25 protein-coding genes and 1 other RNA gene are annotated in these 23,787 nt (G+C 63.9%); 11 read left to right on the top strand and 15 right to left on the bottom strand.

Going from position 1 to position 23,787, the window contains the following annotated elements; translation table 11 throughout:
- Positions 1-3 precede the first annotated feature (3 nt).
- From J2R99_RS12585 to J2R99_RS12560, 6 genes are all read right to left on the bottom strand, one after another.
- Positions 4-1,479 carry a UDP-N-acetylmuramoylalanyl-D-glutamyl-2,6-diaminopimelate--D-alanyl-D-alanine ligase gene (locus J2R99_RS12585; RefSeq protein WP_307154807.1) on the bottom strand — a complete coding sequence of 492 codons (1,476 nt, stop codon included), beginning with the start codon at positions 1,477-1,479 and terminating at the stop codon, positions 4-6.
- Complete coding sequence (locus tag J2R99_RS12580; RefSeq protein WP_307154806.1) at positions 1,476-2,990, bottom strand: UDP-N-acetylmuramoyl-L-alanyl-D-glutamate--2,6-diaminopimelate ligase; 1,515 nt, start codon at positions 2,988-2,990, stop codon at positions 1,476-1,478. The genes J2R99_RS12585 and J2R99_RS12580 overlap by 4 nt, the downstream gene beginning before the upstream one ends.
- Positions 2,991-3,001: 11 nt before the next feature.
- Entirely contained in the window at positions 3,002-4,615 is a 1,614-nt protein-coding gene (locus J2R99_RS12575) for a peptidoglycan D,D-transpeptidase FtsI family protein (RefSeq protein WP_307155700.1), read from the bottom strand.
- 137 nt (positions 4,616-4,752) lie between these two features.
- Positions 4,753-5,109 (bottom strand): cell division protein FtsL, encoded by a 357-nt coding sequence (ftsL, locus tag J2R99_RS12570; RefSeq protein ID WP_307154805.1) that lies wholly within the window; start codon positions 5,107-5,109, stop codon positions 4,753-4,755.
- Positions 5,106-6,128: a 16S rRNA (cytosine(1402)-N(4))-methyltransferase RsmH gene (gene rsmH, locus J2R99_RS12565; protein WP_307154804.1), complete on the bottom strand. Its 1,023-nt coding sequence runs from the start codon at positions 6,126-6,128 to the stop codon at positions 5,106-5,108. Before rsmH ends, ftsL begins: the two co-directional genes overlap by 4 nt.
- Positions 6,128-6,583 (bottom strand): division/cell wall cluster transcriptional repressor MraZ, encoded by a 456-nt coding sequence (locus J2R99_RS12560; RefSeq protein WP_246008381.1) that lies wholly within the window; start codon positions 6,581-6,583, stop codon positions 6,128-6,130. Before J2R99_RS12560 ends, rsmH begins: the two co-directional genes overlap by 1 nt.
- A 627-nt stretch (positions 6,584-7,210) precedes the next feature.
- Here J2R99_RS12560 and J2R99_RS12555 point away from each other — a divergent pair.
- From J2R99_RS12555 to J2R99_RS12545, 3 genes are all read left to right on the top strand, one after another.
- The gene (locus J2R99_RS12555; protein WP_307154803.1) at positions 7,211-7,927 is read left to right on the top strand and encodes a TerB family tellurite resistance protein; all 717 of its coding nucleotides are present in this window, start codon (positions 7,211-7,213) and stop codon (positions 7,925-7,927) included.
- A complete protein-coding gene (locus J2R99_RS12550) occupies positions 7,924-8,682 on the top strand; it encodes a peptidoglycan recognition protein family protein (RefSeq protein WP_307154802.1) in 759 nt (252 codons plus the stop codon). The genes J2R99_RS12555 and J2R99_RS12550 overlap by 4 nt, the downstream gene beginning before the upstream one ends.
- A 129-nt stretch (positions 8,683-8,811) precedes the next feature.
- Positions 8,812-9,513 carry a lytic transglycosylase domain-containing protein gene (locus J2R99_RS12545; protein WP_307154801.1) on the top strand — a complete coding sequence of 234 codons (702 nt, stop codon included), beginning with the start codon at positions 8,812-8,814 and terminating at the stop codon, positions 9,511-9,513.
- Positions 9,514-9,527: 14 nt separating this feature from the next.
- Here the strand turns inward: J2R99_RS12545 and rnpB are convergent.
- The 5 genes from rnpB to J2R99_RS12520 form a co-directional block, all read right to left on the bottom strand.
- An RNA gene (gene rnpB, locus J2R99_RS12540) (RNase P RNA component class A) lies at positions 9,528-9,961 on the bottom strand.
- A 50-nt stretch (positions 9,962-10,011) separates the two neighbouring features.
- Positions 10,012-10,542, bottom strand: coding sequence for a winged helix DNA-binding protein (locus J2R99_RS12535; RefSeq protein WP_307154800.1), 531 nt, complete (start codon positions 10,540-10,542; stop codon positions 10,012-10,014).
- A 3-nt stretch (positions 10,543-10,545) separates the two neighbouring features.
- Positions 10,546-11,850, bottom strand: a complete 1,305-nt coding sequence (locus J2R99_RS12530; RefSeq protein ID WP_307154799.1) for a TRAP transporter large permease — start codon at positions 11,848-11,850, stop codon at positions 10,546-10,548.
- A complete protein-coding gene (locus J2R99_RS12525) occupies positions 11,850-12,407 on the bottom strand; it encodes a TRAP transporter small permease (protein WP_307154798.1) in 558 nt (185 codons plus the stop codon). The genes J2R99_RS12530 and J2R99_RS12525 overlap by 1 nt, the downstream gene beginning before the upstream one ends.
- Before the next feature lie 57 nt (positions 12,408-12,464).
- The gene (locus J2R99_RS12520) at positions 12,465-13,451 is read right to left on the bottom strand and encodes a TRAP transporter substrate-binding protein (RefSeq protein ID WP_307154797.1); all 987 of its coding nucleotides are present in this window, start codon (positions 13,449-13,451) and stop codon (positions 12,465-12,467) included.
- A 113-nt stretch (positions 13,452-13,564) separates the two neighbouring features.
- On the opposite strand from J2R99_RS12520, the gene J2R99_RS12515 reads away from it, so the two are divergent.
- Positions 13,565-17,281: a hydantoinase B/oxoprolinase family protein gene (locus tag J2R99_RS12515; protein WP_370872360.1), complete on the top strand. Its 3,717-nt coding sequence runs from the start codon at positions 13,565-13,567 to the stop codon at positions 17,279-17,281.
- Positions 17,282-17,344: 63 nt separating this feature from the next.
- On the opposite strand, the gene J2R99_RS12510 is transcribed toward J2R99_RS12515, so the two are convergent.
- A complete protein-coding gene (locus J2R99_RS12510) occupies positions 17,345-17,533 on the bottom strand; it encodes a hypothetical protein (protein WP_128291516.1) in 189 nt (62 codons plus the stop codon).
- Positions 17,534-17,742: 209 nt separating this feature from the next.
- On the opposite strand from J2R99_RS12510, the gene msrB reads away from it, so the two are divergent.
- The 3 genes from msrB (at position 17,743) to J2R99_RS12495 (ending at position 19,091) form a co-directional block, all read left to right on the top strand.
- Positions 17,743-18,195, top strand: coding sequence for a peptide-methionine (R)-S-oxide reductase MsrB (msrB, locus tag J2R99_RS12505; protein WP_307154795.1), 453 nt, complete (start codon positions 17,743-17,745; stop codon positions 18,193-18,195).
- A gap of 29 nt (positions 18,196-18,224) precedes the next feature.
- Complete coding sequence (locus J2R99_RS12500; protein ID WP_307154794.1) at positions 18,225-18,425, top strand: DUF2905 domain-containing protein; 201 nt, start codon at positions 18,225-18,227, stop codon at positions 18,423-18,425.
- A 123-nt stretch (positions 18,426-18,548) separates the two neighbouring features.
- Complete coding sequence (locus J2R99_RS12495) at positions 18,549-19,091, top strand: hypothetical protein (protein ID WP_307154793.1); 543 nt, start codon at positions 18,549-18,551, stop codon at positions 19,089-19,091.
- On the opposite strand, the gene J2R99_RS12490 is transcribed toward J2R99_RS12495, so the two are convergent.
- Positions 19,030-19,263 carry a KTSC domain-containing protein gene (locus J2R99_RS12490; RefSeq protein ID WP_307154792.1) on the bottom strand — a complete coding sequence of 78 codons (234 nt, stop codon included), beginning with the start codon at positions 19,261-19,263 and terminating at the stop codon, positions 19,030-19,032. The two genes, J2R99_RS12495 and J2R99_RS12490, sit on opposite strands and share 62 nt — an antisense overlap.
- A 124-nt stretch (positions 19,264-19,387) precedes the next feature.
- Between J2R99_RS12490 and J2R99_RS12485 the strand changes: the two genes are divergently transcribed.
- Complete coding sequence (locus J2R99_RS12485; RefSeq protein ID WP_307154791.1) at positions 19,388-19,708, top strand: c-type cytochrome; 321 nt, start codon at positions 19,388-19,390, stop codon at positions 19,706-19,708.
- Positions 19,709-19,802: 94 nt separating this feature from the next.
- On the opposite strand, the gene J2R99_RS12480 is transcribed toward J2R99_RS12485, so the two are convergent.
- Both J2R99_RS12480 and J2R99_RS12475 read right to left on the bottom strand, forming a co-directional pair.
- Positions 19,803-20,006, bottom strand: a complete 204-nt coding sequence (locus J2R99_RS12480) for a cold-shock protein (protein WP_092810980.1) — start codon at positions 20,004-20,006, stop codon at positions 19,803-19,805.
- A 242-nt stretch (positions 20,007-20,248) separates the two neighbouring features.
- Positions 20,249-20,827 (bottom strand): TrmO family methyltransferase domain-containing protein, encoded by a 579-nt coding sequence (locus J2R99_RS12475; protein WP_307154790.1) that lies wholly within the window; start codon positions 20,825-20,827, stop codon positions 20,249-20,251.
- A 206-nt stretch (positions 20,828-21,033) separates the two neighbouring features.
- On the opposite strand from J2R99_RS12475, the gene J2R99_RS12470 reads away from it, so the two are divergent.
- The 3 genes from J2R99_RS12470 (at position 21,034) to J2R99_RS12460 (ending at position 23,728) form a co-directional block, all read left to right on the top strand.
- Positions 21,034-22,044, top strand: coding sequence for an ArsR/SmtB family transcription factor (locus J2R99_RS12470; RefSeq protein WP_307154789.1), 1,011 nt, complete (start codon positions 21,034-21,036; stop codon positions 22,042-22,044).
- Positions 22,041-22,934 (top strand): methylenetetrahydrofolate reductase [NAD(P)H], encoded by an 894-nt coding sequence (gene metF, locus J2R99_RS12465; RefSeq protein WP_307154788.1) that lies wholly within the window; start codon positions 22,041-22,043, stop codon positions 22,932-22,934. The genes J2R99_RS12470 and metF overlap by 4 nt, the downstream gene beginning before the upstream one ends.
- A 419-nt stretch (positions 22,935-23,353) precedes the next feature.
- Positions 23,354-23,728: a hypothetical protein gene (locus J2R99_RS12460; RefSeq protein WP_307154787.1), complete on the top strand. Its 375-nt coding sequence runs from the start codon at positions 23,354-23,356 to the stop codon at positions 23,726-23,728.
- The last annotated feature ends 59 nt before the right edge of the window (positions 23,729-23,787 follow it).

The following is a 23,787-nucleotide window of genomic DNA, read 5'->3' as shown; positions in this document are numbered from 1 at the left end:
GTCTCAGCTCTCTTCTTTTTCGCTTGGATCTCTTGCGGGAAACCGCTCTTTCACTGCCGCAACCAGCCGGCCGAGGCCGGTGGACAGGGAGGCTTTCACCATCACCACGTCGCCCGGCCGGATCGCATCGAGAAGAATCGGCTCAATTTCACCCGCAGTCTCGGCATAGGCTCCCTGTACCCGTTCCGGCAAGTGATTCCAAAGATGATGCATGAGCGGTCCGACCAGAAAGATTTGATCGGCGCGCGCTGTTGCAAGATTATCAACAAGCTCGGCATGAAAAGCCGGTGCCTGATCGCCGAGCTCTCCCATATCGCCGAGGACGGCGATGCGGCGACCGTTCGAAGCGGGCTCGGCCGCACCGAGAAGCGCAATCGCGGCACGCATCGACGCCGGATTGGCGTTGTAGCTTTCATCGATGAGCGTGAACGACCCCTCGCCGATGCGAAGTCGCGTGCGCGCCCCGCGCCCGACAGGAGCTGAAAAGCCGGACAGCGCGTGACCGGCGGCCGACGGGCTCTCGCCAAGGACGGCGACCGTCGCAAGCACGGACAAGGAATTTGTCGCCAGATGCCGACCGGGTGCACCCAGCCGATACTGCACGCTGTCGCCGAAGACATCCGCAGTCACCAGGCTGCCCGACGCCTCTTCGATGAGGCCGACGAGACTGACATCGGAATCGGGATGTTCGCCGAAACTGACGATCCGCGCGCCTCTTGCTCGGGCCGCTCCGGCAAGACGGTCGAACTGGTCGTTGTCGCGATTGAGGATCGCCGTTCCGCCCTGCTCGAGCCCCTCGAAAATCTCTGCCTTGGCATCGGCAATCGCCTCCACCGTCCCGAAGAACTCGATATGGACGGGTCCCACGGTCGTGATGATCGCCACGTCCGGCCGCACCATTCGCGTCAGCGGACTGATTTCGCCGGCATGGTTCATGCCGATCTCGAAAATCCCGAAAGCCGCCTTTTCCGGAAGGCGTGCGAGCGTCAGCGGCACGCCCCAATGATTGTTGAAGGAGCCGACCGGCGCATGTGTCTCGCCGAGGAGCGAGAAGACAAGCCGCAGCATTTCCTTCGTGCCGGTCTTGCCGACAGAGCCCGTCACCGCGACGATCTTGGCGTGCGAGCGCGCACGTGCAGCGATGCCGAGGCGTTCGAGCGCCTTCAGGGGATCGTCCGGCACGACCACGAAAGGTCCGCCGGAAAGTTCCTCGCGACGATCTTCGGAGACGACGGCGAGCGCGGCGCCCCGCTTCAGGGCAGCCTCGGCAAAATCATGGCCGTCGAACCGATCGCCCTTGATGGCGAAAAAGGCTTCTCGCGGGCCGACCGTGCGGCTGTCGATCGAGATGCCGGTGATGCTCATGGGCGAAATCGCGCCGGCCGTCTCGTCGTCGGACCAGGCCGGTTGAGGCACGCCGCCCTCCAGGCGCCCCTCCGTGGCGGCCAGAAATTCGGCTATCCGCCACAAAGGACTCATAATGGCTGTCCCTTCACCTCTTGCGGAGCTTCGCTGGCAAGTTCCGCCAGCGCCTTGCGCACCTCCTCCTGATCAGAAAAGGGCAGCACCTGATCGCCGACCGTCTGGCCCGTCTCGTGCCCCTTGCCGGCCACAAGCAGGACGTCGCCGGGTTCGAGCCCGGCAATCCCCTGTCGGATTGCCTCGTGCCGGTCACCGACCTCGCGTGCATTCGGCACGGCAGCCATGATGGCACGGCGGATTGAAGCCGGATCTTCGCTGCGGGGGTTGTCGTCGGTGACGATGACCCGATCGGCAGCCTCCCGCGCCGCCTCGCCCATCAGCTCGCGCTTGCCGGGATCGCGATCGCCGCCAGCCCCGAATATGATGACAAGACGGTTCTGCGTATGCGGGCGAAGCGCCTGAAGTGCTGCCGTGATGGCACCCGGCTTATGCGCGTAATCGACGAAAACCTGCGCCCCGTTCGGATGGCTCCCGACAAGCTCCAGCCGCCCGGGCGCGCCTTTGAGTTCCGGCAAAGCCGCAAGCGCCTGATCGACCGAAAGCCCAGCCCCCATGGCAAGGCATGCGGCCATCAAGGCGTTTGAAACCTGGAACTCTCCGATGAGAGGCAGTGGCACGTAGCGTTTTTCGCCGTTCACCTCGAGGAGCAGCCGCGCCCCGTCCGGCATGCGCGTGACGGAGAGAAGTCGCAGCGTCTCGCCGGCTTTGCCAATCGACAGATAGGAGAGATTGCGGCGCCTGGCGATCGCCCTCACCCGCATCGCTTCCTTCTGATCGGCATCGGCCACGGCGGCCGCACCTTCCGGCAGGAGCGTCTCGAAAAGCCTGAGCTTGGCGAGAAGATAGTCTTCGAGCGTCCGGTGATAATCGAGATGATCGCGCGACAGATTGGTGAAGCCGCCTGCCGCGAGCTTGACGCCGTCGAGCCGGCGCTGATCGAGGCCATGGCTGGAGGCCTCGAGCGCCAGATGCGTGATGCCCGACTTGGCAAGCTCGGCAAGCGTGCGATGCAGGTAAACGGGGTCCGGCGTCGTGAGACCCGGTTTCGTCTGTCCATCCGATGTCACGAGCCCGATCGTCCCGAGGCTCGCAGCCTTTAGGCCCGCATGGGCGAAAATCTGCCGCGTGAAGACGGCGACCGAGGTTTTGCCGCTCGTCCCGGTAATGGCGACCACGCGCTCTGGCTGTCGCCCAAAGAAATTGGCGGCACCGACCGCCAGAGCACGACGCGGATCGGCAGCACGGATGACCGGCACGCCAGGGTCTTCAGCGAGAGGCTTCGTGCCGGTCAGGATCGCGGCCGCACCCTTCTTCACTGCATCCGGAATGAAGGAAGCGCCGTCGGATTTCGTGCCGGGCAACGCAGCGAAGAGCGTTCCCCGGACCACCTCGCGGCTGTCCGCAGTCAGTCCGGAGATCCACACCTCGGCGGCATCGTCGGCAACGGAAGCCTCGTCGCCGAAGAGCTTGCCGAGCCGGCGCGGTGGGGTGGCCTTGTCGGAAGCCATAGACCTGTCACCTACTCGATCGCTGCGATGGTCGTCGCCAGATCCTCTTCAGGATCGGTGAGCAGCGGTTTGATGCCGAGCATCGGGGCGATCCGGCGAATGATGGCGGCGGTCGTGGGGGCGGCATTCATACCGGCCGTGGCGGGCAACCCAGGCTTCTCCGGGTTCGGCTCGTCGATGACCACCAGGACGAGATAGCGGGGATCGTCGATCGGGAAAGCCGACAGGAAGGCGTTGCGGCGCTTGTCGTTCGCGTATTTGCCGTTCACCACCTTTTCGGCCGTACCCGTCTTGCCACCGACGCGGTAGCCCGGAACGGCCGCACGGCGACCAGAACCTTTGAGGACGTTGAGCCGCATCAGCTTGCGCATGTCGGCGCTCGTCTCCGGCTTGACGACCCGGCGCGAGAGCTCCGCCGCGGTCCGTTCGTCGCGCGGCAGGAACGTCGGCGGAATATAATAGCCGCCGTTCATCAGCGCCGCTCCGGCCGCTGCCGTCTGCAACGGCGACACCGAGATGCCATGACCGAAGGAAATCGTGACCGAGGAGAGCTTCGTCCATTCCCTCGGCTTCAGCGGCGCACCGGCCTCCGGCAATTCGGTGCGCAACTCGTCGAGAAGGCCGAGCTTGCCCAGGAATTCCTGCTGCATGGGGATGCCGCATTCGAGCGCCATCTTCGCCGTGCCGATATTCGACGAATAGATGAAGATCTCCGGCACGCTCAGGGCGCGGTGCTTGCCGTGGAAATCGTGAATGGTGAAACCCGAGATGCGCAGCGGCTTGCTCGCGTCGAACGTGTCGTTCAGGTGCACGAGCCCTGAATCGAGGGCCATGGCCGTCGTGAACGTCTTGAAGGTCGAGCCCATCTCGTAGACGCCGACGGTGGCGCGATTGAGCCGATCCTTGTCGAGAGCCTGAGCGGGGATATTCGGGTCGAAGTCCGGCAGCGAGCTCATGCCGACGACTTCACCGGTCTTCACATCAAGCACGATGCCGATGGCGGCTTTGGCGGTGTACTTGCCCATCGCGGTCTCGAGCTCGCTGCGAACCGCATGCTGGACGCGCAGATCGATGGAGAGCTTGACCGGCTCCAGGCCGTGTTCGGTGGCAAAGCCCGCCTGATGCAGATCCGCAAGGCCGCTGTCATCGATATACTTTTCCATGCCGGCAATGCCTTGATTGTCGACATTGACCGCACCCAGGATGTGGGAAACGGTCGGGCCACCGGGATAGAAGCGGCGGTTTTCAGAGACGAAACCGATGCCCGGCAGACCGAGTTCATGCACACGCCGGCGCTGATCCGGCGTGATTTCGCGCTTCAGCCAAAGGAAGCCGGCATTGGTGGCAAGATCGCGCCGCAGCCGGTCGCGATCGAATTCCGGGAAAACCAGAGACAATTGCTCTGCGGCTTCGTCGGCATCGACGATGCGGCGGGGCTCGGCGTAAAGCGACGCCGTCTTGATGTCGGTTGCAAGGATCTCGCCGTTCTCGTCGACGATGTCGGGCCGCGCAGCCGCGACAGCACTCGCCGCACCGGCGGTGCGCATATCATCGCCGTTGGCAGCGAGCCCCAAATGCACGAGCCGCCCGGCGAGAACTGCGTAAAGCACGCCGAAGGCTGCCATCGCGAAGACGACACGCCAGCGCAGACGTTCATTGTCGCCGGCTCGGGTGATCGAGGGCTGGCGCGGGCGCGAAGCAAGATGCCTCCAGCTGCTCTCCCGCCATGAATTGTCCGGCTTGAAGGCTTCGGTCGTGACGCTCACTGGAGTTTCTCCACAAGGTCGCCGGCGAGGCCGGTCAGAAGGTCACGGTCCTGCTCGCTCGGAGCGATGCTTCGCATGGGAATCTGCCTTGGATCAGCAAGTTGCGCCGGCTCGACGGGCGCGAGGTCGAGAGCTTCGGCATGCCGCGTGACGAGTTCCTCAACGCGTTCCGGCTGGTTGAGAACGCTCCACTCGGCGCGCAGGAGCGACAGGCTTTCCTTCTCCTGATCGACCCTCCGCTGCAGCTCCGCGACCTCTTTGGCGACGCCCTCAGCCTGGTACTTCAGATTGAAAACGGAAAAGGCCGCGATGAGCGCCGCGGCGATGGCGACGATGTTGAGAACACGCATCATGCGAAGGCCTCCGGCCCGGCGACACCGACAAGACGCGGCACGCCGAGGCGCGTGATATCGAGAGGGTGAGCGGGAGCTGCGGTGCGTTCGGCCGCACGCAGCACCGCGGAGCGAGCCCGGGGATTGCGCGCAGTTTCCGCATCATCGGCCTTGAGGCCGCGATTGAGCGCCTTGAAGCTCGGCGCCGGGCCGACGTTCAGCGGCTGGTGACGCGAACCGCGCAGCTCCTCGCTGCGCAAACGCAGGAAGCGCTTGACGATGCGATCCTCGAGCGAATGGAAGGCGACGACGACCAGCCGGCCGCCCTCGTCCAGAACCTGCTCGGCTGCCGCCAGCGCCTCGACGAGCTCATCGAGTTCACGGTTGATAAAGATGCGCAACGCCTGGAATGTGCGTGTCGCAGGATGGATATGAGAGCCCGGGGCACGCCCACCGGCGGCCTTCTCGACGATGGCGGCAAGCGCAGCCGTGCGGGTAATCGGCTCTTCGTCGCGGGCGGCGACGATCGCGCGCGCAATACGTCCGGCCCGACGCTCTTCGCCGAGGTGGCCGATAATGCGCTGAAGATCGTTGACCGACGCACGGTTGACGACGTCGGCGGCCGAGGGACCGTCGGCACCCATCCGCATATCGAGCGGCCCATCGAAACGGAAGGAGAAGCCGCGCTCGGCCTGATCGAGCTGCATGGAGGAGACGCCGATATCGAGAACGACGCCATCGGCGGGCATGAAATCGTTGTCTTCGGCGATCGCCTCAAGCTCGGAGAAACGGCCTTCGACGAGGCGCAGACGCGCGCCGTATTCTTCCTGAAGCGCGGCGCCACCGGCGATCGCACTCGGATCGCGGTCGATCGCCAGAACCGCACCGCCCGCCTCGAGGATCGCGCGACTATAGCCGCCGGCTCCGAAAGTTCCGTCGATGTAGCGCCCGTCGGCGCGCACGTTGAGAGCCTCCATGACCGGCTGAAGCATTACCGGCACATGCAGAGAATTGTTCGGCAGGCTTTCCGACCCGCCCATCACGCGTCGTCCTCGGAAGGCCGCTTGCCATCGAGCGAACGAATGATGCTGCGCAGCCTGGAGCGGGCGACCTGACGGCGCGCCTGGAATTTCTCCTGCTCCCAGATCTGAAATTTGAGGCCGAGACCGGCAAACACGGCCGCATCCTTGATGCCGGCGAACTCGATGAATTCCTCGGGGAGCATGATGCGACCGTCCTGATCGATCTTCAGGAGACGGCTGTCGGCGTAGAAGGCCGTGGAAAGGGTCTCGTAATCCTCCGAGAACGTCTCGAAGGCTTGCAGGCGCTTGCTGATCTCGTCCTGAAGACGAGCGCCGCCGCAATCGATCGCGTCCTGGTCGAGTGAGGGATAACAAAACAGCCCTTCCGTCCCTTCCCGCGCAAGCACTGCACGAAACTGGGCAGGCACCGACACCCGGCCCTTCGCATCGAGCCGGTTGGTGAAGGTTGCCACGAACCCATCCATACGCCTGCACACCCCATAGCGGTCATCGAGCCGCCCTCTCCCGGCAACGTCACGGCATTCAGCAAACGTCAAAGGTGCAGCGCGCCGAAGACCCCACGCGCATCACCATGACCGAGCCATTCCGGGTATTCATGGGATAGCATGGGATGCCATGGTTTGCAATGGAATCTGGCGGGCGCAAGCACCGCTCGGATGGTCTGGGAGACATGCGCCCTCAAGGTAAACAAGCGGTAAGCGGGCGCGCGCCCGATCGCTTAAGTCCTTTGCCGGCAAGCATTTCCCTCACCGTGGGAGAGGCGCGTAGAGAGAGACGACACCGGAACGCAAAGCTCTCTGCGACCGTTACAGAACGAGCGGGCAAAGGGTTGGCCGCCGGCCGATCGGGTGCCGGCCTGGCGGCCCGAGGCAGCGCGACGTTCGCGTCGCGCTGCCTTGCTCGCTTAATCTCGGAGCTTCAGGATCGAGGCAGGCCATCGAGGCTCATGTCTCGATGCCAGACCTGGGGTCTCGTTCGGGCGTTCGCTTGTTCTTGCCTGGACACTTTTGCCCCGCTAGGGACACAAAAGCGGCTCTGGTGCCGCTGGCAGCTCGCTTCACCACCTCGGCAGGACATCCATGAGCATCTGGTCGCGTCTGTCCGATTTCCTTGATCGCACGGGCGAGGCAATCGCCGGCCTGCGCGATGTCCTGCTGCAGCTCTCAGGCAGCGAGAGGCGCAAGGAGATCACCTTCACGATCGCGATGATCGCCTTGTCCGCAAAAATGGCGAAGGCTGACGGCATCGTCTCCTTCGAGGAAATTGAGACGTTCGAGAGGCTCTTCACCGTCCCACCGGCAGACGAGAAGAGCGTTGCTCGCATCTACCGTCTGGCGAGCGCCGACATTGCAGGGTTCGAAGCCTATGCGCAGGATGCCGCGCGCCTCCTGCAAGACGATCCGGCGATGCTGGAAGATATCCTCGACGCCCTCTTCGCGATCGCCAAGGCGGACGGCGCCGTGCATCAGCGCGAACTCTCTTATCTGGAGCAGGTTGGAGCCATCTTCGGCTTCGAAGGGCGCGATTTCGAGCGCATTCGGGCCCGCCATGTGCATATGGGTGAGGCCGATCCCTGGCTGGTTCTCGGCGCGGATCCCTCATGGGACGAAAAACGGCTGCGGGACCGTTACCGCGAGCTCGTTCGCGAGAACCATCCCGATCGCCTGATTGCCCGCAACGTGCCGGAGGAATTCATCGCGATCGCCAATGACCGACTTGCCGCAATCAACGCCGCCTGGGAGGAAATCGGCCGCGGGCGCTCCCTCGCCTCGCGAGGCTCGACCGCGAAGCGATGAGAAACAGCCTCCTCGGTGAATGGCAACCGTCCCCCAACTTCAATTCCCGCAATGGCGAGCCGGTCGATATCCTTCTCCTGCATTATACAGGCATGGAGAAAGAGGACGAAGCCCTCGCCCGGCTGCGCGATCCGCACGCACAAGTCTCCTGCCACTATCTCGTCCGCACGGATGGCACGCGTCTCCGGCTCGTCGACGAAAAGGAGCGCGCCTGGCACGCCGGCCGCTCTTCATGGAATGGGGCAAGCGATATCAATGCCCGCTCGATCGGCATCGAGATCGCCAATTGGGGCCATGCCGCACTTGAGAAAGGCGCAACGCTGCCGCCGTTCGGCGACCGACAGATCGACAGCGTCATCGCCCTTTGCCAGGATATTCTGAAACGCCACAAGATCCCGGCGAGGCGCGTTCTGGGCCATTCCGACGTCGCCCCCGATCGCAAGCTCGATCCGGGCGAACTCTTTCCCTGGCATCGTCTCGCGGAGGCGGGGATCGGCCATTTCGTCTCGCCGGAGCCCGCCTCGCCCGAACCGCTCCTCGCTCCTGGCGCCGAAGGCGAGGAGGTCGCCGACATTCAGAGCCTCCTTGCCCTTTATGGCTATTGCGTCGCCGTCACCGGGGTTTATGACGAGCGCACCCGGACGGTCGTCGGCGCCTTCCAGAGGCACTTCCGGCCCGAGCGCATCGACGGCATCGTCGATCATTCGACATTCCGCACGCTGCACAAGCTCCTCGCCTCCATCGACGAAATTTAGTCCGTTCAGGGGCTTGCCGGCCCCTGCGTCACATGCCGCGTTCCATCAAATGACCTTGGAACCCGCACATTCTGGCCATCTGCGCTTTTTACCCGCCCCGCCCGGAAGAGACCGGCAAAGGGGTCAAAGTTGAAGAGAACGATTGCAGCGGTCCTGCTAGGGGCCGCCTTCATCCAGCCTGCCTTCGCAGATGATGCCTCCAAAGATCTAATCATCGGCGCACAGCGGCAGGCCGCATCCGAAACCAAAACCGAAAAGAGCGACACCGGCACGCAAAAGACCGCGCATACGCCACGTGCCACCTCGGGTGACAGCTCGAAAGCCTTCATCATCGCCCGTGCGCACGACGCGGCACCCAAAACCACAGGCAGCACAGAAGCCGTTGCGCGCACCGAGAAAACGGCCGAAGTGAAGAAGGACACGGCCGGGAAGACCGCAAAGCCGGCCAGCGACCTGCATGCGCTCGTCGCCAAGGCGGCCGCAAAGCATGGCGTGCCGGTGGAACTGGCGAGCGCCGTGGTAATGGTGGAAAGCCGCTTCAATCCACGCGCCACCGGCAGCGCCGGCGAGATCGGCCTCATGCAGATCAAACCGGCGACGGCACGCGGCCTCGGTTACACCGGCTCCATCCAGGCCCTCTACGATCCGGAAACCAACCTCGAATGGGGCATGCGCTATCTCGCCCGGGCCTATGAACTCGGCGGCGGCACGACCTGCGGCACGCTTCTGCGCTACAATGCCGGCCATTACGCAACGCGGATGACCTCCGGCGCGGCAGCCTATTGCGGACGCGTGAAGACGGCTTTGGCCTCCGCCGATCCAACCGTCTGACCTGATCCGGGAAATATGCCAGCCGGCCTGTAAGCCGGGTTCTGTACGGCCGCGGTTTCCCGCGACGTGACGACCATTCATCTGGAGCGCCGGTTACCCGGCGCTTCTCGCGACCCACCCGAGCGGCTGGCCTGAAAACCGGCCTGGACGTGAACGCCCGAAGACGCTCGTCCCTGCCGCCCCTTCTCGGTCTTGCTCCCGACGGGGCTTGCCGTGCCGTCCGCATTGCTGCGTCCGCGGTGGGCTCTTACCCCACCCTTTCACCCTCACCTCTCGGCCGAAGCGGAGAGGCAGACTGCTCTCTGTGGCGCTTTCCCTGAGGTTCATCTGCGCCTTGCGGCGCAGCTTCCCTCGCCGGGCGTTACCCGGCGTCGTGTTTCCATGGAGCCCGGACTTTCCTCCCCGCCGCCCTTTCGAGACTTGGCGGAGCGGCCGTCCGGCCGGCTGGCGCGCGACAGGTGGCATTGGCGGAAGGCGGCGTCAATGCCGGAGCCATGACTACAATGACACGGCTGAACGCGCCGCCTGGTCGTAATGGCCGGAGAGTGCCCTGAGCAGCGCGGCAAGCCGGCTCATCTCCGCTTCGTCGAGGCCGAGCGATTTCACCGCCTCCACAAGCAGGATCTCGCGGATTTTGCGGTAACGCAAGCACGCCGCTTCGCCCTCGCTCGTGACGGCGACTGCCTTCTCCTTGCCGCGTCGGCTGGAGGAGACGAGGCCGAGCCGCTCCAGCTTCTTCAGCGTGTAGGTGACGGTGTGCGTGTCCTCGATGTTGAGAACGAGGCAGATGTCGGCGACCGTCTTCATCCTTGCGCGATGCGCGACCGTGTGAAGAACGAGGACGTCGAGCGCCGACAATCCGTCCACACCGGCGGCGGCCATGCCGCGCACCATCCAGCGCGAAAAGGCGTTGTTCGCCATCTCCAGCGCGAACTCGACTTCCGAAAGCGCGGGCATCCCCCCTTCCGCGAGATGCGCGGCCGACACGATCGGGCCGATCTCCGTGTTTCGTTTAGGGGTCGCCGCCATGGATCACCTTGCGAGCATGGTGCGCGGCAGGAAGAGCGCGATCTCTGGGAACGCTGCGATCAGCGCCACCGCCACGACCATGATGAGAAAGAAGGGCAGCGCCATCACCGCCACCTTGAAGATGTTGTGGCCCGTAATGCCCTGCAGAACGAAGAGATTGAAACCAACAGGCGGCGTGATCTGGCTCATTTCCACGACAAGAACGAGATAGATGCCGAACCAGATGAGGTCGAAGCCGGCGGCCTCCACGATCGGCAGGATGACGGAGGTCGTCAGCACCACCACCGAAATGCCGTCGAGAAAACAGCCGAGAACGATGAAAAGGAGCGTGAGTGCCGCCAGAAGTGCGGCGGGCGACAAATCCATCGCACCGATTGCCGAGGCGAGCTCCCGCGGGATGCCCGTAAATCCCATAGCAACGGTGAGAACCGCCGCCCCCATGAGAATGAAGGCAATCATGCAGGAGGTGCGCGTGGCGCTCATCAGCGCTTCGGCAAAGCTTGCCCTCGTCAGAGTGCCCGTCACCCAGGAGAGCAGAAGCGCCAGCATGACGCCGATCGCCGCCGCCTCCGTCGGCGCCGCGAGCCCCGCATAGATCGAGCCGATGACGCCGACGATGAGGAGAACGACGGGCAGAAGCCGGCGCGCAGCCGAAAACTTCTGCCGCAAGGTCGTCGAGGGATCGGCCTCCGGCATGCCGGAACGGCGCAGGAGCGACCAGACGACGACATAGCCCATGAAGAGGCAGGCGAGCATCGCGCCGGGCAGGATGCCGGCGATAAAGAGACGCGCGATCGACTGCTCCGTCGCCGCGCCATAGACGATGAGGATGATCGAGGGTGGGATCAAAAGCCCGAGCGTGCCAGACCCGGCAAGTGTTCCGATCGCCATCTTCTCGTCGTAGCCACGACCGCGCAGCTCCGGCAACGACATGCGCCCGATCATGGCCGTGGTGGCGGCCGAGGAGCCCGAGACGGCGGCAAAGATGGCGCAGCCGACGATATTGACGTGCAGAAGCCGCCCCGGAATGCGCCGCATGAAGGGCGAGATGCCAGCGAACATGTCCTCAGACAGGCGCGTGCGGAAGAGAATCTCGCCCATCCAGATGAACATCGGCAGCGCCGTCAGATCCCAGGAATTCGACGCACCCCAGGCCGCCGTCGCCGTCACGGCGCCGGCCGGCACGTTGGTCATCAGAAGAATGGCGACGAGCGCCACGCCGAGAAGCGACAGCGCCACCCATAGGCCGAGACCGAGCGCGCCGAGGAGACCGAAAGCGAGAAGCGCGGAGATTGTGCCGAGACCCATCACTCGCGTCCTTCCACGAGATCCTCGCCCTCGTGCTGGGCGAAGACCGGAACCTGTCCGCGAAGAAGCACGAGGAGATCGTCGAGAAGCGCAACCGTCAGGATGACGAGACCTGCCGCCATCGCCGTCTGCGGGATCCACAGCGGGATCGGGATGATGCCGAAAGAAACCTCCCCGAACCGATAGGATTCAAGGACGAGGTTCACCCCCTGAAAGGCGAGGAAGCCGCAAAGCGCCGTGCCCGCTGTGAGAACCAAAGCGTTGAGCGGGCGCTGTGCCGCTTCCGGCACGGACTGCAGGAGGAGATTGACGCGGATATGCACGCCATGGCGCAGCGTCGAGGCGAGCGCCAGAAATGATGCCGCTACCAACAGAAAGCCGCAGATTTCGGCAAGCGACGGGATGAGAAAGCCGTAGACGGGATAGCCCAGAAATTGCAGCGCCTTGTCGGCCACGCGCCCGAGCACCTGCACGGAGACGAGAACCGCAATCGCCACGATCGCAAGAGCCGCTGCGATCGCGGAGGCGTCATAGAGCATGTCGAGCGCCTTGCGCATCGTTATCCTCCGCTCAAACGGGAGCGGCCGGCTCAGATCTGAGCCGGCCGCGTTGCCTCACATGCTCTTGTAGTCTTCCAGGACGGCCTTGCCGGGTTCACCCGCTTCCTCGCCCCATTCCGAGGCCATCGTCTCGCCGATCTTCTTCAGACCGCTCATCAGCTCGTCGGTCGGCTCAGCGACCGTCATGCCGTTGTCCTTGAGCTCCTGGGTCTTCTCCTCAGTCTCCGTCTTGGAGGCCTCCCAGCCACGCGTCTCAGCAGCCGCCGCCGCTTCCATCACGGCCTTCTGGTCTTCCTCCGGCAGGCTCTCGAAGGCCCGCTTGTTCACAAAGACCATGTTCTTCGGCAGCCAGGCCTGCGTGTTCGTATAGATTTTGACGTAATCCCAGGCCTTGGAATTGGCGCCTGTCGAGGGCGAGGTCACCATCGCTTCCACGCGGCCCGTGGAAAAGGCGGTGGGCAGATCGGGCACTTCGACCTGCGTCGGCACCGCGCCCGCAAGCTGGGCAAGCCGCTCTGTCGCAGCGTTGTAAGCACGCATCTTAAGGCCGGCGAGGTCTTCGACCTTCATCACTTCCTTGATGGTGTAAAGGCCCTGCGGCGGCCACGGCACCGAATAGAGAAGCGTCAGGCCCTGCTGGTCGAGCACCTTTTCAAGCTCCGGCTTCTGCGCGTCGTAGAGCTTCTTGGCGTCGTCATAGCTCGTCGCCACGAAGGGCACCGAATCGAGCCCAAAGATCGGATCTTCGTTCGACAGCCGCGAGACGAGCACCTCGCCGATCGGCACCAATCCCTTGCGCACCGCATCCTTGATCTCCGGATGCTTGAAAAGCGATCCCGCCGAATGGACGGTGATGGTGAGATCGCCGCCCGTCGCCTCTTTCACGTCCTCGGCGAACTGGGCGATGTTCTGGGTGTGGAAATTGCTGTCGCCATAAGGTGTCGGCATGTCCCAGGCGGTCTGCGCCTGCGCTGCCGTCAGCGCGAAGCCCGTGACCGTGAAGCCGGCGGCCGCGAGCGCCCCCAGAAATGTCTTGTACATCGATGCTCTCCCTCTTGGTTTTCGCGAGAGCCCGAGCCGGCGTCCCGCAGCTGCGCCGAGACTGTTCGCACCCCGACGATTTGTCAACGTTGTGTTGACGTTTTCTTCCCGACATGCTTCCGATAGCCAATCGTGCGACGGGAGAGACGATCGTGACACAATCGGAAGCCGGCAGGAAATGGGACTTCTGGATCGACCGGGGCGGCACCTTCACCGATGTGGTGGCCCGCAATCCCGCGGGCACCCTCTCCGCCATGAAGCTTCTGTCGGAAAATCCCGGCGCCTATGACGATGCGGCGATCGAAGCGATCCGCCGCTTTCTTGAGGTTCCGGCGGGCGAGACGATGCCCTCGGAGAAGATCGGCGCCGTCAAAATGGGCACGACGGTCGCCACCAATGCGCTTCTGGAGCGCAAGGGCGAGCGCACCGCGCTTTTGATCACCAGAGGTTTCCGCGACGCGCTTCGTATCGGCTACCAGGCGCGGCCCGATATTTTCGCCAAGAAGATCATCCTTCCGGACCTCCTCTATGATCGCGTCGAGGAGGTCGACGAGCGCGTGCGTGCCGACGGCACGGTCGAGGCGGCGCCCGACGAGGCGGCGATCCGCACAACGCTTCGGGCCTTGAAGGACGACGGCTTCGACGCGCTGGCGATCGTCTTCATGCATGCCTGGAAATACCCCGAGCACGAGGCGACCGTGGCGAAAATCGCCCGCGACATGGGCTTCACCCAGGTTTCCGTCAGCCACGAAACCTCGCCCCTCGTAAAGCTCGTCGGCCGCGGCGACACCACAGTGGTCGACGCTTATCTCTCGCCGATCCTCGCCCGCTACATCGCCCGCGTCGCCCGCGATCTCGGCATCAAGGAAACGGCCGATCCCGCCGAGCCGCATGATCCCGATGCGCCGCGCCTCATGTTCATGATGTCTTCGGGAGGCCTGACGGCGGCCGAACTCTTCGCCGGCAAGGACGCGATCCTGTCAGGCCCCGCCGCCGGCGTCGTTGGCGCGACCGAGACCGCGAAGATGGCCGGGCTCGACAAGATCATCGGCTTCGACATGGGCGGCACCTCCACGGACGTCTCGCATTATGCGGGCGATCTCGAACGCGCCTTCGAGACGGAAGTGGCGGGGGTCAGAATGCGCGCCCCGATGATGCGCATCCACACGGTGGCCGCCGGCGGCGGCTCGATCCTCTCTTACGCCTCGGGCCGCTTTCAGGTCGGGCCCGCCTCCGCCGGTGCCGATCCCGGACCAGCCGCCTACCGCCGCGGCGGCCCCCTCACCGTCACCGACGCCAACATCATGGCCGGAAAAATCCGGGCGGAGAATTTCCCGGCGATCTTTGGCCCGAACCAGGACGAACCGCTCGATATCGAGGCGGTGAAACAGGGGTTCGAAGCGCTCGCGGAGGAGATCGGACCAGACGAGAACGGCAGGCACCGAACGCCTGAGGAGATCGCCGACGGCTTCCTCAAGATCGCCGTCGAAAACATGGCGAACGCCATCAAGAAGATCTCCGTCGAGCGCGGCCACGACGTCACCCATTACGCGCTCTCCTGCTTCGGCGGCGCCGGCGGCCAGCACGCCTGCCAGATCGCCGACCGGCTCGGCATGCAGAAGGTGCATATCCACCCGCTTTCGGGCGTCCTCTCCGCCTACGGCATGGGCCTCGCCGATGTGCGCGCCAACAAAAGCCGCGCCACGGTCCTGCCGCTTGCAGCGGACGCTGAATCAGAACTTCAACGCGTTGAATCAGAACTTGAGGAAGAGGCGCGTAGAGAGCTTCAAGACCAGGCGATAAGCGATTCAGCCATCACGATTATCGCCAAGGCGCATCTGCGCTACGAGGGTACCGACACGCCGATCCCCGTGCCTTTCGGCAGGGCGGCCGAAATGCGATCCGACTTCGAAGACGCCCACCGCGCCCAGTTCGGCTTCATCTACGACGACAAGCCTTTGATCGCCGAGCAGGTGGAAGTGGAGGCCGTCGGCGGCGGCGCCGACATCGACGAGCCGGAAACGGACACAACCTCTGAGGACATACAGCCGCAAACCACCATCCGCTTCTTTTCGGCCGGAGCCTGGCACGACGCGGCGATTGCGCAGCGCGCCGAGCTCTTCCCCGGCGCTCGTCTGAAGGGCCCGGCCCTCATCATCGAGGATCACCAGACGATCGTCATCGAGCCCGGCTGGTCGGCGGAGATCACGGCGAAAAACCACGTCATCCTGACGCGCACCGAAGCGATGGCGCGCGACCACGCGATCGGCACCAAGGCCGATCCGGTGCTCTTGGAGATCTTCAACAACCTCTTCATGTCGATCGCCGAGCAGATGGGCGTGACGCTGCAGAACACCGCCTATTCCGTGAACATCAAGGAACGGCTCGATTTCTCGTGCGCCGTCTTCGGACCGAACGGTACGCTCGTTGCCAACGCCCCGCACATGCCGGTGCATTTGGGCTCCATGGACCGCTCGGTGGAGACGGTGCGCGAGAAGAATCCGGACATTCGACCCGGCGACGTCTACGCCCTCAACGCCCCCTACAACGGCGGCACGCATCTGCCCGACATCACCGTCGTCACGCCGGTCTTCGCCGAATCGGGAGACGAGGCGCGCAACCAGATCCTCTTCTGGGTCGCCTCGCGCGGGCACCATGCCGATGTCGGCGGCGTGGCGCCGGGCTCCATGACGCCGCGAGCAACGAATGTCGACGAGGAAGGCGTTCTGATCGACAATTTCAAACTCGTCGATCAGGGCCGATTCCGCGAAGATGCGCTCCGCGAGCTGTTGACCGACCATCGCTATCCCTGCCGCAACCCGGACCAGAACATCGCCGATCTGAAGGCGCAGATTGCTGCCAACGAAAAGGGCGTGGCAGAGATGCGCAAGATGGTGGCGGAGTTCGGCCTCGACGTCGTCCAGGCCTATATGCGCCATGTTCGCGACAATGCGGCCGAAAGCGTCCGCCGCGTCATCGAGAGCCTGAAGGATTCGGAATTCTCCGTCGAAACCGACCAGGGCGCCGTGATCAAGGTCGCGATCACCGTCGACAAGGAGAACCGTTCCGCCAAGGTCGACTTCACCGGCACGTCTGAGGCGAAGGAGAACAACTTCAACGCCCCTGCCCCTGTGACGCGCGCGGCCGTGCTTTATGCCTTCCGCGTCATGGTGGAGGCCGACATCCCGATGAATGCCGGCTGCCTGGAGCCGATCGAGATCGTGCTGCCGAAAGGTTCGATGCTGTCGCCGGAATATCCCCGCGCCGTCGTCGCCGGCAATGTCGAGACGAGCCAGCAGGTGACGAACGCCCTCTTCGGCGCGCTCGGCGCCATGGCCGCCTCCGAAGGCACGATGAACAACCTCACCTTCGGCAACGCCACCTATCAATATTACGAGACGATCTGTTCGGGCTCACCGGCCGGCACAATGAATGACGGCACCGGCTTCCACGGCACCGATGGCGTCCATGTGCACATGACCAATTCGCGGCTCACCGATCCGGAAGTTCTGGAGATGCGCTATCCGGTGCTGCTTGAGGATTTCCACATCCGCCACGGCTCGGGCGGCCGCGGCGCGTTTTCCGCCGGATCAGGCACGCGCCGCACCATCCGCTTCCTGGAAGAAATGGACTGCGCCATCCTTTCCTCCCACCGAAAAGTTGCCCCGCACGGGCTCAAGGGTGGCGAGGCCGGACATGTCGGCAAAACCGAAGTCCGCCGCCTCGACGGAAGCCTCGAAGAACTCGAAGGCGCCGATCAGACCCTCCTGAAGGCCGGCGAAGCGGTGATCGTCACCACCCCGACCGGCGGGGGTTTTGGGGCAGCCTGACGCTCATGCACGGACGGCGCGGAAATCCTCCGCGCCGTCTTGAGAGAAAACCTTGCGACCTGCTCAGTTGCCACCGCCATCGCCACCACCCGGCGCAGGCGCCTGGATGTCGACGTTCACGTCTGGCCCACCGCCGCCACCACCGGTGAAGAGGTTCACGCCGCCGAGTGCCAGGAAGAGGATGACGACGAGGACGAGAAGCGCCCCGACGATGAAGGCGAGGAAGGTGTTGCCGCCCGAGCTTTCAGCCATTTCGTTCTCCGTCTTATGTTCCGTGCCACAATGCAGGGCGCACAGGGTTCGTTCCCGCCGCCAGGCGCCTCTCCTCCCCCCGCAGGACCGGCGCTGATCGACACGCACATCGACCATCCTCATGACCAGAAGATGCAGCCGATCGCCGGGTACCGTCTTCGCAGCCGGCAATCGCTCCCTATATGCCTTTTGAAACAGGGAGAATTCTCATGACCGACACCGCCGCCAAGACCGATGGCCGCCATGTCTCGCAATCCGGCTACGATCTGACGCCGATCCGCGGCGCCGAACGCGACAGGCTCGCTGAAAAGCTGACGCCGGAAGAGCGCCACATCATGCTCGACCACGGCACGGAGACGCCCTTCTGCGGCGGTCTTCTCACCAACAAAGAAGATGGCGTCTACACTTGCAAGCTCTGCAGCCTGCCGCTCTTCCGCTCGGTGACGAAATTCGAATCCGGCACCGGCTGGCCGAGCTTCTACGAGCCCGTCGATCCAGAACATGTGCGCGAGATCGAGGACAATTCCCACGGCATGCGCCGCATTGAGACACGCTGTGCCCGCTGCGACAGCCATCTCGGTCACGTCTTCCCCGACGGGCCACGACCGACGGGTCTGCGCTATTGCATGAATTCGGCCGCGCTCGAATTCGAAAAGAGCTGACGCACACCGCGTGAGAGCCGAGACAAACCATGTCGAAGACACTGATCGTCATTGGGCTCGCCCTCGTCGCGGCGGGCCTCCTCTGGCCGCTCGTCTCAAAGCTCGACCTCTTCCGCCTGCCCGGCGACATCGCGGTCGAGCGGGAAAATGTCTCGTTCTATTTTCCGATCACCACGATGGTGATCGTAAGCCTCGTCCTGTCGCTCATCCTGTGGTTTTTCAACCGCTGAGCGGCGGACGAAAAGCGGAGGCAAAGGGCTCGCGCGGCTCTTCGCAACAGCCGGCTTGCCTGCAACCATAAGCTGCCTCATCCTGCGCTTTGGTCGAGACCGTACCGGGGGGAGGCAGATCTCATGCGAGCCGCCATTTTTGTGCTGGTGTTGACGGTGATTGCGCCCACGGCAGCCCAGGCGCAAGTCCCCGCGCTGGAGACAGACGGCACCGTCGTCTACACGACGACCAACCGGCAGACGCGGCTCGGCGACGGGCGCCGCCTCACCACCATCGTCCAGAAAGGCATCGTCAAGGACAAGAAGGAGGCGAGCCCGCTGCATTTGAGCGCTCAGGATTGTGTGGGCACCCTCTACACCGCCGAAGGCGAGGCGCCATTTGGGGCCGGGATCTGCACGACCATCGACCATGACCGCGATCTCTGGTGGCTCTCCTGGACCTCGGACGGAGAGCGCGGCGGCGAATGGGCCGCCATCGATGGCACCGGCAAATATCGCGGGCTGAGCGGCGGCGGGACCATCCGTTATATTCTCAACCTGAAGGACCGGACGGCGCTGGAATATACCGGCTCGCTCACGCTGAAGCCACGGCCGCGCCCGTCCCCTAGCGCTGCAGAGACGTCGTCTCCACCTCCCGATACGAATAATGACGAACGACAGCATTGAAATAAACGCCCGCCGACTGCGCCTCCGTGAGCCCGGTGAAGACCGCTTCGGGGATGTCGTCGTAGCGGTAAATGCGGCCCGTATGGAAGGCGATGTAGAGCGTCCTGTCGGCAGGCACGTAGAGCGCCAGCTTCAACGCCTCCGATTGAAAGACATGCTCCAGGACCTCCATGACAGCGCCTATCTAGGCCCTGGCCGGGTGTCGGCGAGACGGGCAAGCGGCGAAGCGTCCGCTGAAGAACGCCGATCTGCGGTTTAACATGCGCACGGTGCCAAGAAACTCTTCGGAGGCCTCCATGTCCTTGCCCCTCCATCGCTCGATCTGCGCTTGCGCGATATTCGTATCTCTCGCCCCGCCTGCCCTCGCGGCCGGAGATCCGCAGGAGGGAAGGGCGATCGCCGAGAAATGGTGTGCCACCTGCCACGTCGTCTCGGAGACGCAGACGAGCGCCACGCCCGCGGCCCCGAGCTTCGCCGCGATTGGGCAAAAATACCGGAACGGGATCTCCGCGCTTGCAGCCTTTCTCGCCGATCCGCATCCGGTGATGCCGGATATGAGCCTGACGCGGCAGGAAATCCGCGACCTCACGGCCTATATCGAAGGGCTTCGCGGCTGACGCCTGGCCGAACGAGGCAGCCGGAATCGAAACGGGCCGCACGCGGCGGCCCGTCCATGGAAAGTGTTCGTGTCCCCGAGACCGGGGCCCGCCCTCAATTGAGGGCGGTCAGATCCGTCGCCGTCGGAGCGCCATCGCGCATCTCGACGTCGAAGAAGACGATCTGGTCGGGCTGAAGCGTCGCCAGCCCGGCGCGCTCCAACGCGGTACGATGAACGAAAATGTCGGCGCCCTCATCGGGGCGAATGAAGCCGAAGCCTCTGCGGGTGTCGAACCAGACAACGTTGCCTGTGTGCATAATTCGGGTGTCCTTTGACTCACTTTCGCGCCGCGCTCCGCGGCTGCGTTCAGCGATGTGATGGATTGATTGGGAGTATGCGCCGCCCGGCTTTCGCGGGGCTTGCGGCGCGGGCAGCCCAGAAGCCGCCCCTCAGATGCCAACCATATGGATGCCGAAGACGGCGGTTTCAAGGCCTGCGGCAACACGACCGGCCCTCACCTTGGGCACGGCCGCGGAAACCTTGGGGTGCGAGCCAAAATTCAGCGTGCTGCCGGAATGTCCGCCGTCTGGGTCCAGGGCTTCAAATCGATGATCGGCGTGCCATCGAGACAGTCGAGGGCATCGACGAGAATGACGCCGCTCTCCTGGTCGACCTCCGCAATAGAGACGAGCGACAGCCCGATCGGATTGGGCCGCACTGGCGAACGCAAAGAGAAGACACCGGCCGGCCGCTCGCGGTGCTTCGGTGCCTGGACGATCAGATCGCGTCGCGCACCGTCCATCCACATGAGGACGAAGGCCGCCTGGCCCGGGCGATAATCGGCAAGTCCTGGCCGATAGGGTTCGTCGATTTGAAGGAAAAAGCGCAGATGCGGCTCGCTCTCGGCTCGCTCCCGCGCCTGGCGGATGTTGCGCGGACATTCGCCGCGTTCCGTCCACGGCGTCCTGGCATGACCGATATAGACGACGCCGGCATCGGGCGCTTGCTTCCCGGGATCGAAGCCGAGTGCGATCTCACCCTCCCGCGTCGGGTTTTCCCACGAGCGGGCCCCGACATCCGGCTTTTCCTGCCGCGAGCCAGAACCTGCTGGCCCGAAATCCGTCCTGTCTTCCGCCATGCGCCTTCTCCTCTCGAAGGAGTTAAGGCGAAGGTGGCGGCGCGGTTCAAGCGTGAGAGCGTCGCAAGCACAAGGCGATGAGACCATGAGGCGATAGGGCGGGCGCGACGCGACGATCGGCTCCGCCCGGCATTGGGACACCGCCCGTTGCACCATCCAGGAAAAAGATATAATGTTATCTTTATATCTTTTTGAAAGAGGTCTCGATGGGCCTGACGAAGCTCATGCGCGCCGCCCAGGCGCTTGCCGACGAAACCCGGCTTCGCCTTGTGGCGCTGCTTGCCGAGGGCGAGCGTCCCGTCAAGGAGCTCGTCGAAATCCTCGGACAGTCGCAGCCGCGGATCTCCCGGCATCTGAAAATTTTGACCGAGGCTGACATCATTCGCCGGCTGCCGGAAGGCGCGCATGTCTATTACCGGCTGGCCTCCGATGGCGAAGCGGCAGCATTGGCGCGAGCGGCCCTTGCTGCCATGCAGACAGATCCGTTGCGCAACGAGACGGATTTGCGCCGCGATCGCGACAGATTGGAACTCATCCGCCGCCGCAATCAGGAAACGGCAGAACTCTATTTTGCGCGCCATGCCGAGGAATGGGATCGGCTGCGCTCCCTGCACGTGCCGGAAAAGGAGGTCGAGGCGGCAATCCGCGCGGCTCTCAGCGGCCACCATTATCGCTCCCTGCTCGACATTGGCACCGGCACCGGCCGCATGCTCGAACTCCTCGCCGATTGCGCCGAGCGGCTGACGGGCATCGATCGATCGCCGCAGATGCTCGCGCTTGCCAGGACGAGCCTTGAACGCGCTGGTCTCTCGCATGTGCGGTTGCGCAGCGGCGACGCGCTCAACCTTCCCCTGCCGCGCGCGTCCTTTGACGTCGTCGTCATCCATCAGGTTCTGCACTTTCTGGAAGAACCGCGGGCAGCGCTGGCAGAGGCGGCTCGAGTCCTGGCGCCGGGTGGGATGCTGCTCGTCGTCGACTTCGCGCCCCATCATCTGGAATTCCTGCGCCAGAAGCATGCGCATCTGAGGCTCGGCTTTTCCGACGAGCAGCTGACGCAATGGCTGTCGGCCACCGCCCTCAAGCAATTTTCCATCCAGCACCTCGCCCCCGATTCTCCGACCAAGGAGGACGAGCATTTGACGGTCACCATCGCGACAGCCTTCAAGGCCGAAGCCGACGAAGAGGCGGAACCCCTCCACGAAGGAGCGCTCGCATGACGCTTGCAGCACACCACGCCGTCGGGCCTGAAAGGCTTGAGCTCTCATTCGAGTTCTTTCCGCCCAAAAAGCCCGAGCAATTCGCCGCCTTCAAAGACACGGCAGAGCGGCTGAAGGCCTTTGCGCCGGATTTCGTCTCCGTCACCTATGGCGCCGGCGGCTCGTCGAAGGATCGTTCTTTCGCGGCGGTGGAGATGCTGACGCAGGAAATCGGCCTGCCGACGGCTGCGCATCTCACCTGCGTCGCTGCCGCCTGCTCCGCCACGAATGAGGCGATCGCAACCTTTGAGACCTTCGGCGTCAGGCATTTTGTGGCGCTGCGCGGCGACCCGCCCGAGGGGCCCGGCACGCCCTATGCGCCGCATCCGCAAGGTTATACCGATACGGCCGACCTGATCCGCGGGCTGCGACGCATCGACGATTTTGAGATCTCCGTCAGCGCCTATCCGGAGCGCCATCCGGAAAGCCCCGACTGGGACACCGAGATCGACATTCTGAAGCGCAAAGTCGATGCCGGCGCGACACGCGCCCTCACGCAGTTCTTCTACGACAACGACGATTACGAACGTTACGTGGAGAAGGTTGCGGCGGCCGGCATCACGATCCCGATCGTGCCGGGCATCCTGCCGGTGCACCGTTTCGCCGCCGTGCATTCCTTTGCCGGCCGCTGCGGCGCGCGCATCCCGCCGCATCTTCTGCCGCTATCGGAGCTTTCAGGTGAGGCGCATTTCGAAGCCGCGGTCGACCTCGCCGCACGCCAGATCGACGATCTCGCGCAACGCGGCGTCTCCGGTTTTCACATCTACACGATGAACCAGCACCGCCTCGTCTCAGCGGTCTTGCAGGCGGCAGGGGTTTTCGAAGGGGAAAGGACATGCTGCGCGGCATGATCCCGCCGCGCAGCCGAAGAAGAGTTGAACGTCGCCGATATCACACCGCGCCCAGCACAATCGCGCAGATAAAGACAAAGGCAGATATCAAGGCGATCATGTTGATTGATTTCGCCAGGTTCATGGCATCCTCCCGCATCTTTTACGCCTAAAGTCTAACGCCAAACATTGCTGACAGGAACGATTTTCGTCATTGCGACGCATTGTTCTCTTCATGCGGCAGGTCGCCGCAGGAGTTTTTTATCATAAATACCAGCTGCTTAGGCGTGTTGCGACGCGACAATCCCCTTAAGCCGACATAGATTTTTTTTGCGCGCTCGCCCCGGCAAGGGTCCGAGAACTGCTTTCCAGCGCCGTTTTCGTGCCTAGATATCAACTTAGAAGTATTATAGAGTTCTGCTTTTACGGAGGACGCGACCGTGCCCCATCTTTTGCGCTTCCTGTTCGTGCACATTGCCCTCGGCGCCCTCGTCGGCTGGTTGTTTCTGGCGGTGCTGCTGGGATTCGACACCGGCGGCTTGTGGACGTTGATCTCTCACTCCTCCACGCCCCTTCTGCCGCTCAGCCTTCTCGCTGCTTTCTTTGCTCTGACGTTCGGTGGCGCGGTGACCGCAAGCGGCGTCCTTCTGTCGGCAGACGAGCGCGATGAACCGCCGATCGGCCCAAAACGACGCCGGCGGCTGCGCCTGATGGCGCTCCCGTCTCTGTCTCCGCGCCCGGCCCCCCGCCCGGCATTGGCCATCGCCGGCGCAAGGCGCAGACCCCGCACCCACGATATGGACGAGCTGCGCTAAGGCCGATCGAGACCGTGCGCCGAAGCGGAGAAGACGCAGCGGATAATATGACGCCGGGT

Origin of the sequence: Rhodopseudomonas julia, assembly GCF_030813515.1 — a bacterium.
Taxonomy (GTDB): domain Bacteria; phylum Pseudomonadota; class Alphaproteobacteria; order Rhizobiales; family Afifellaceae; genus Afifella; species Afifella julia.
Note: the sequence above shows the minus strand (reverse complement) of the source record. Positions and strands in the feature narration are given on the sequence as shown.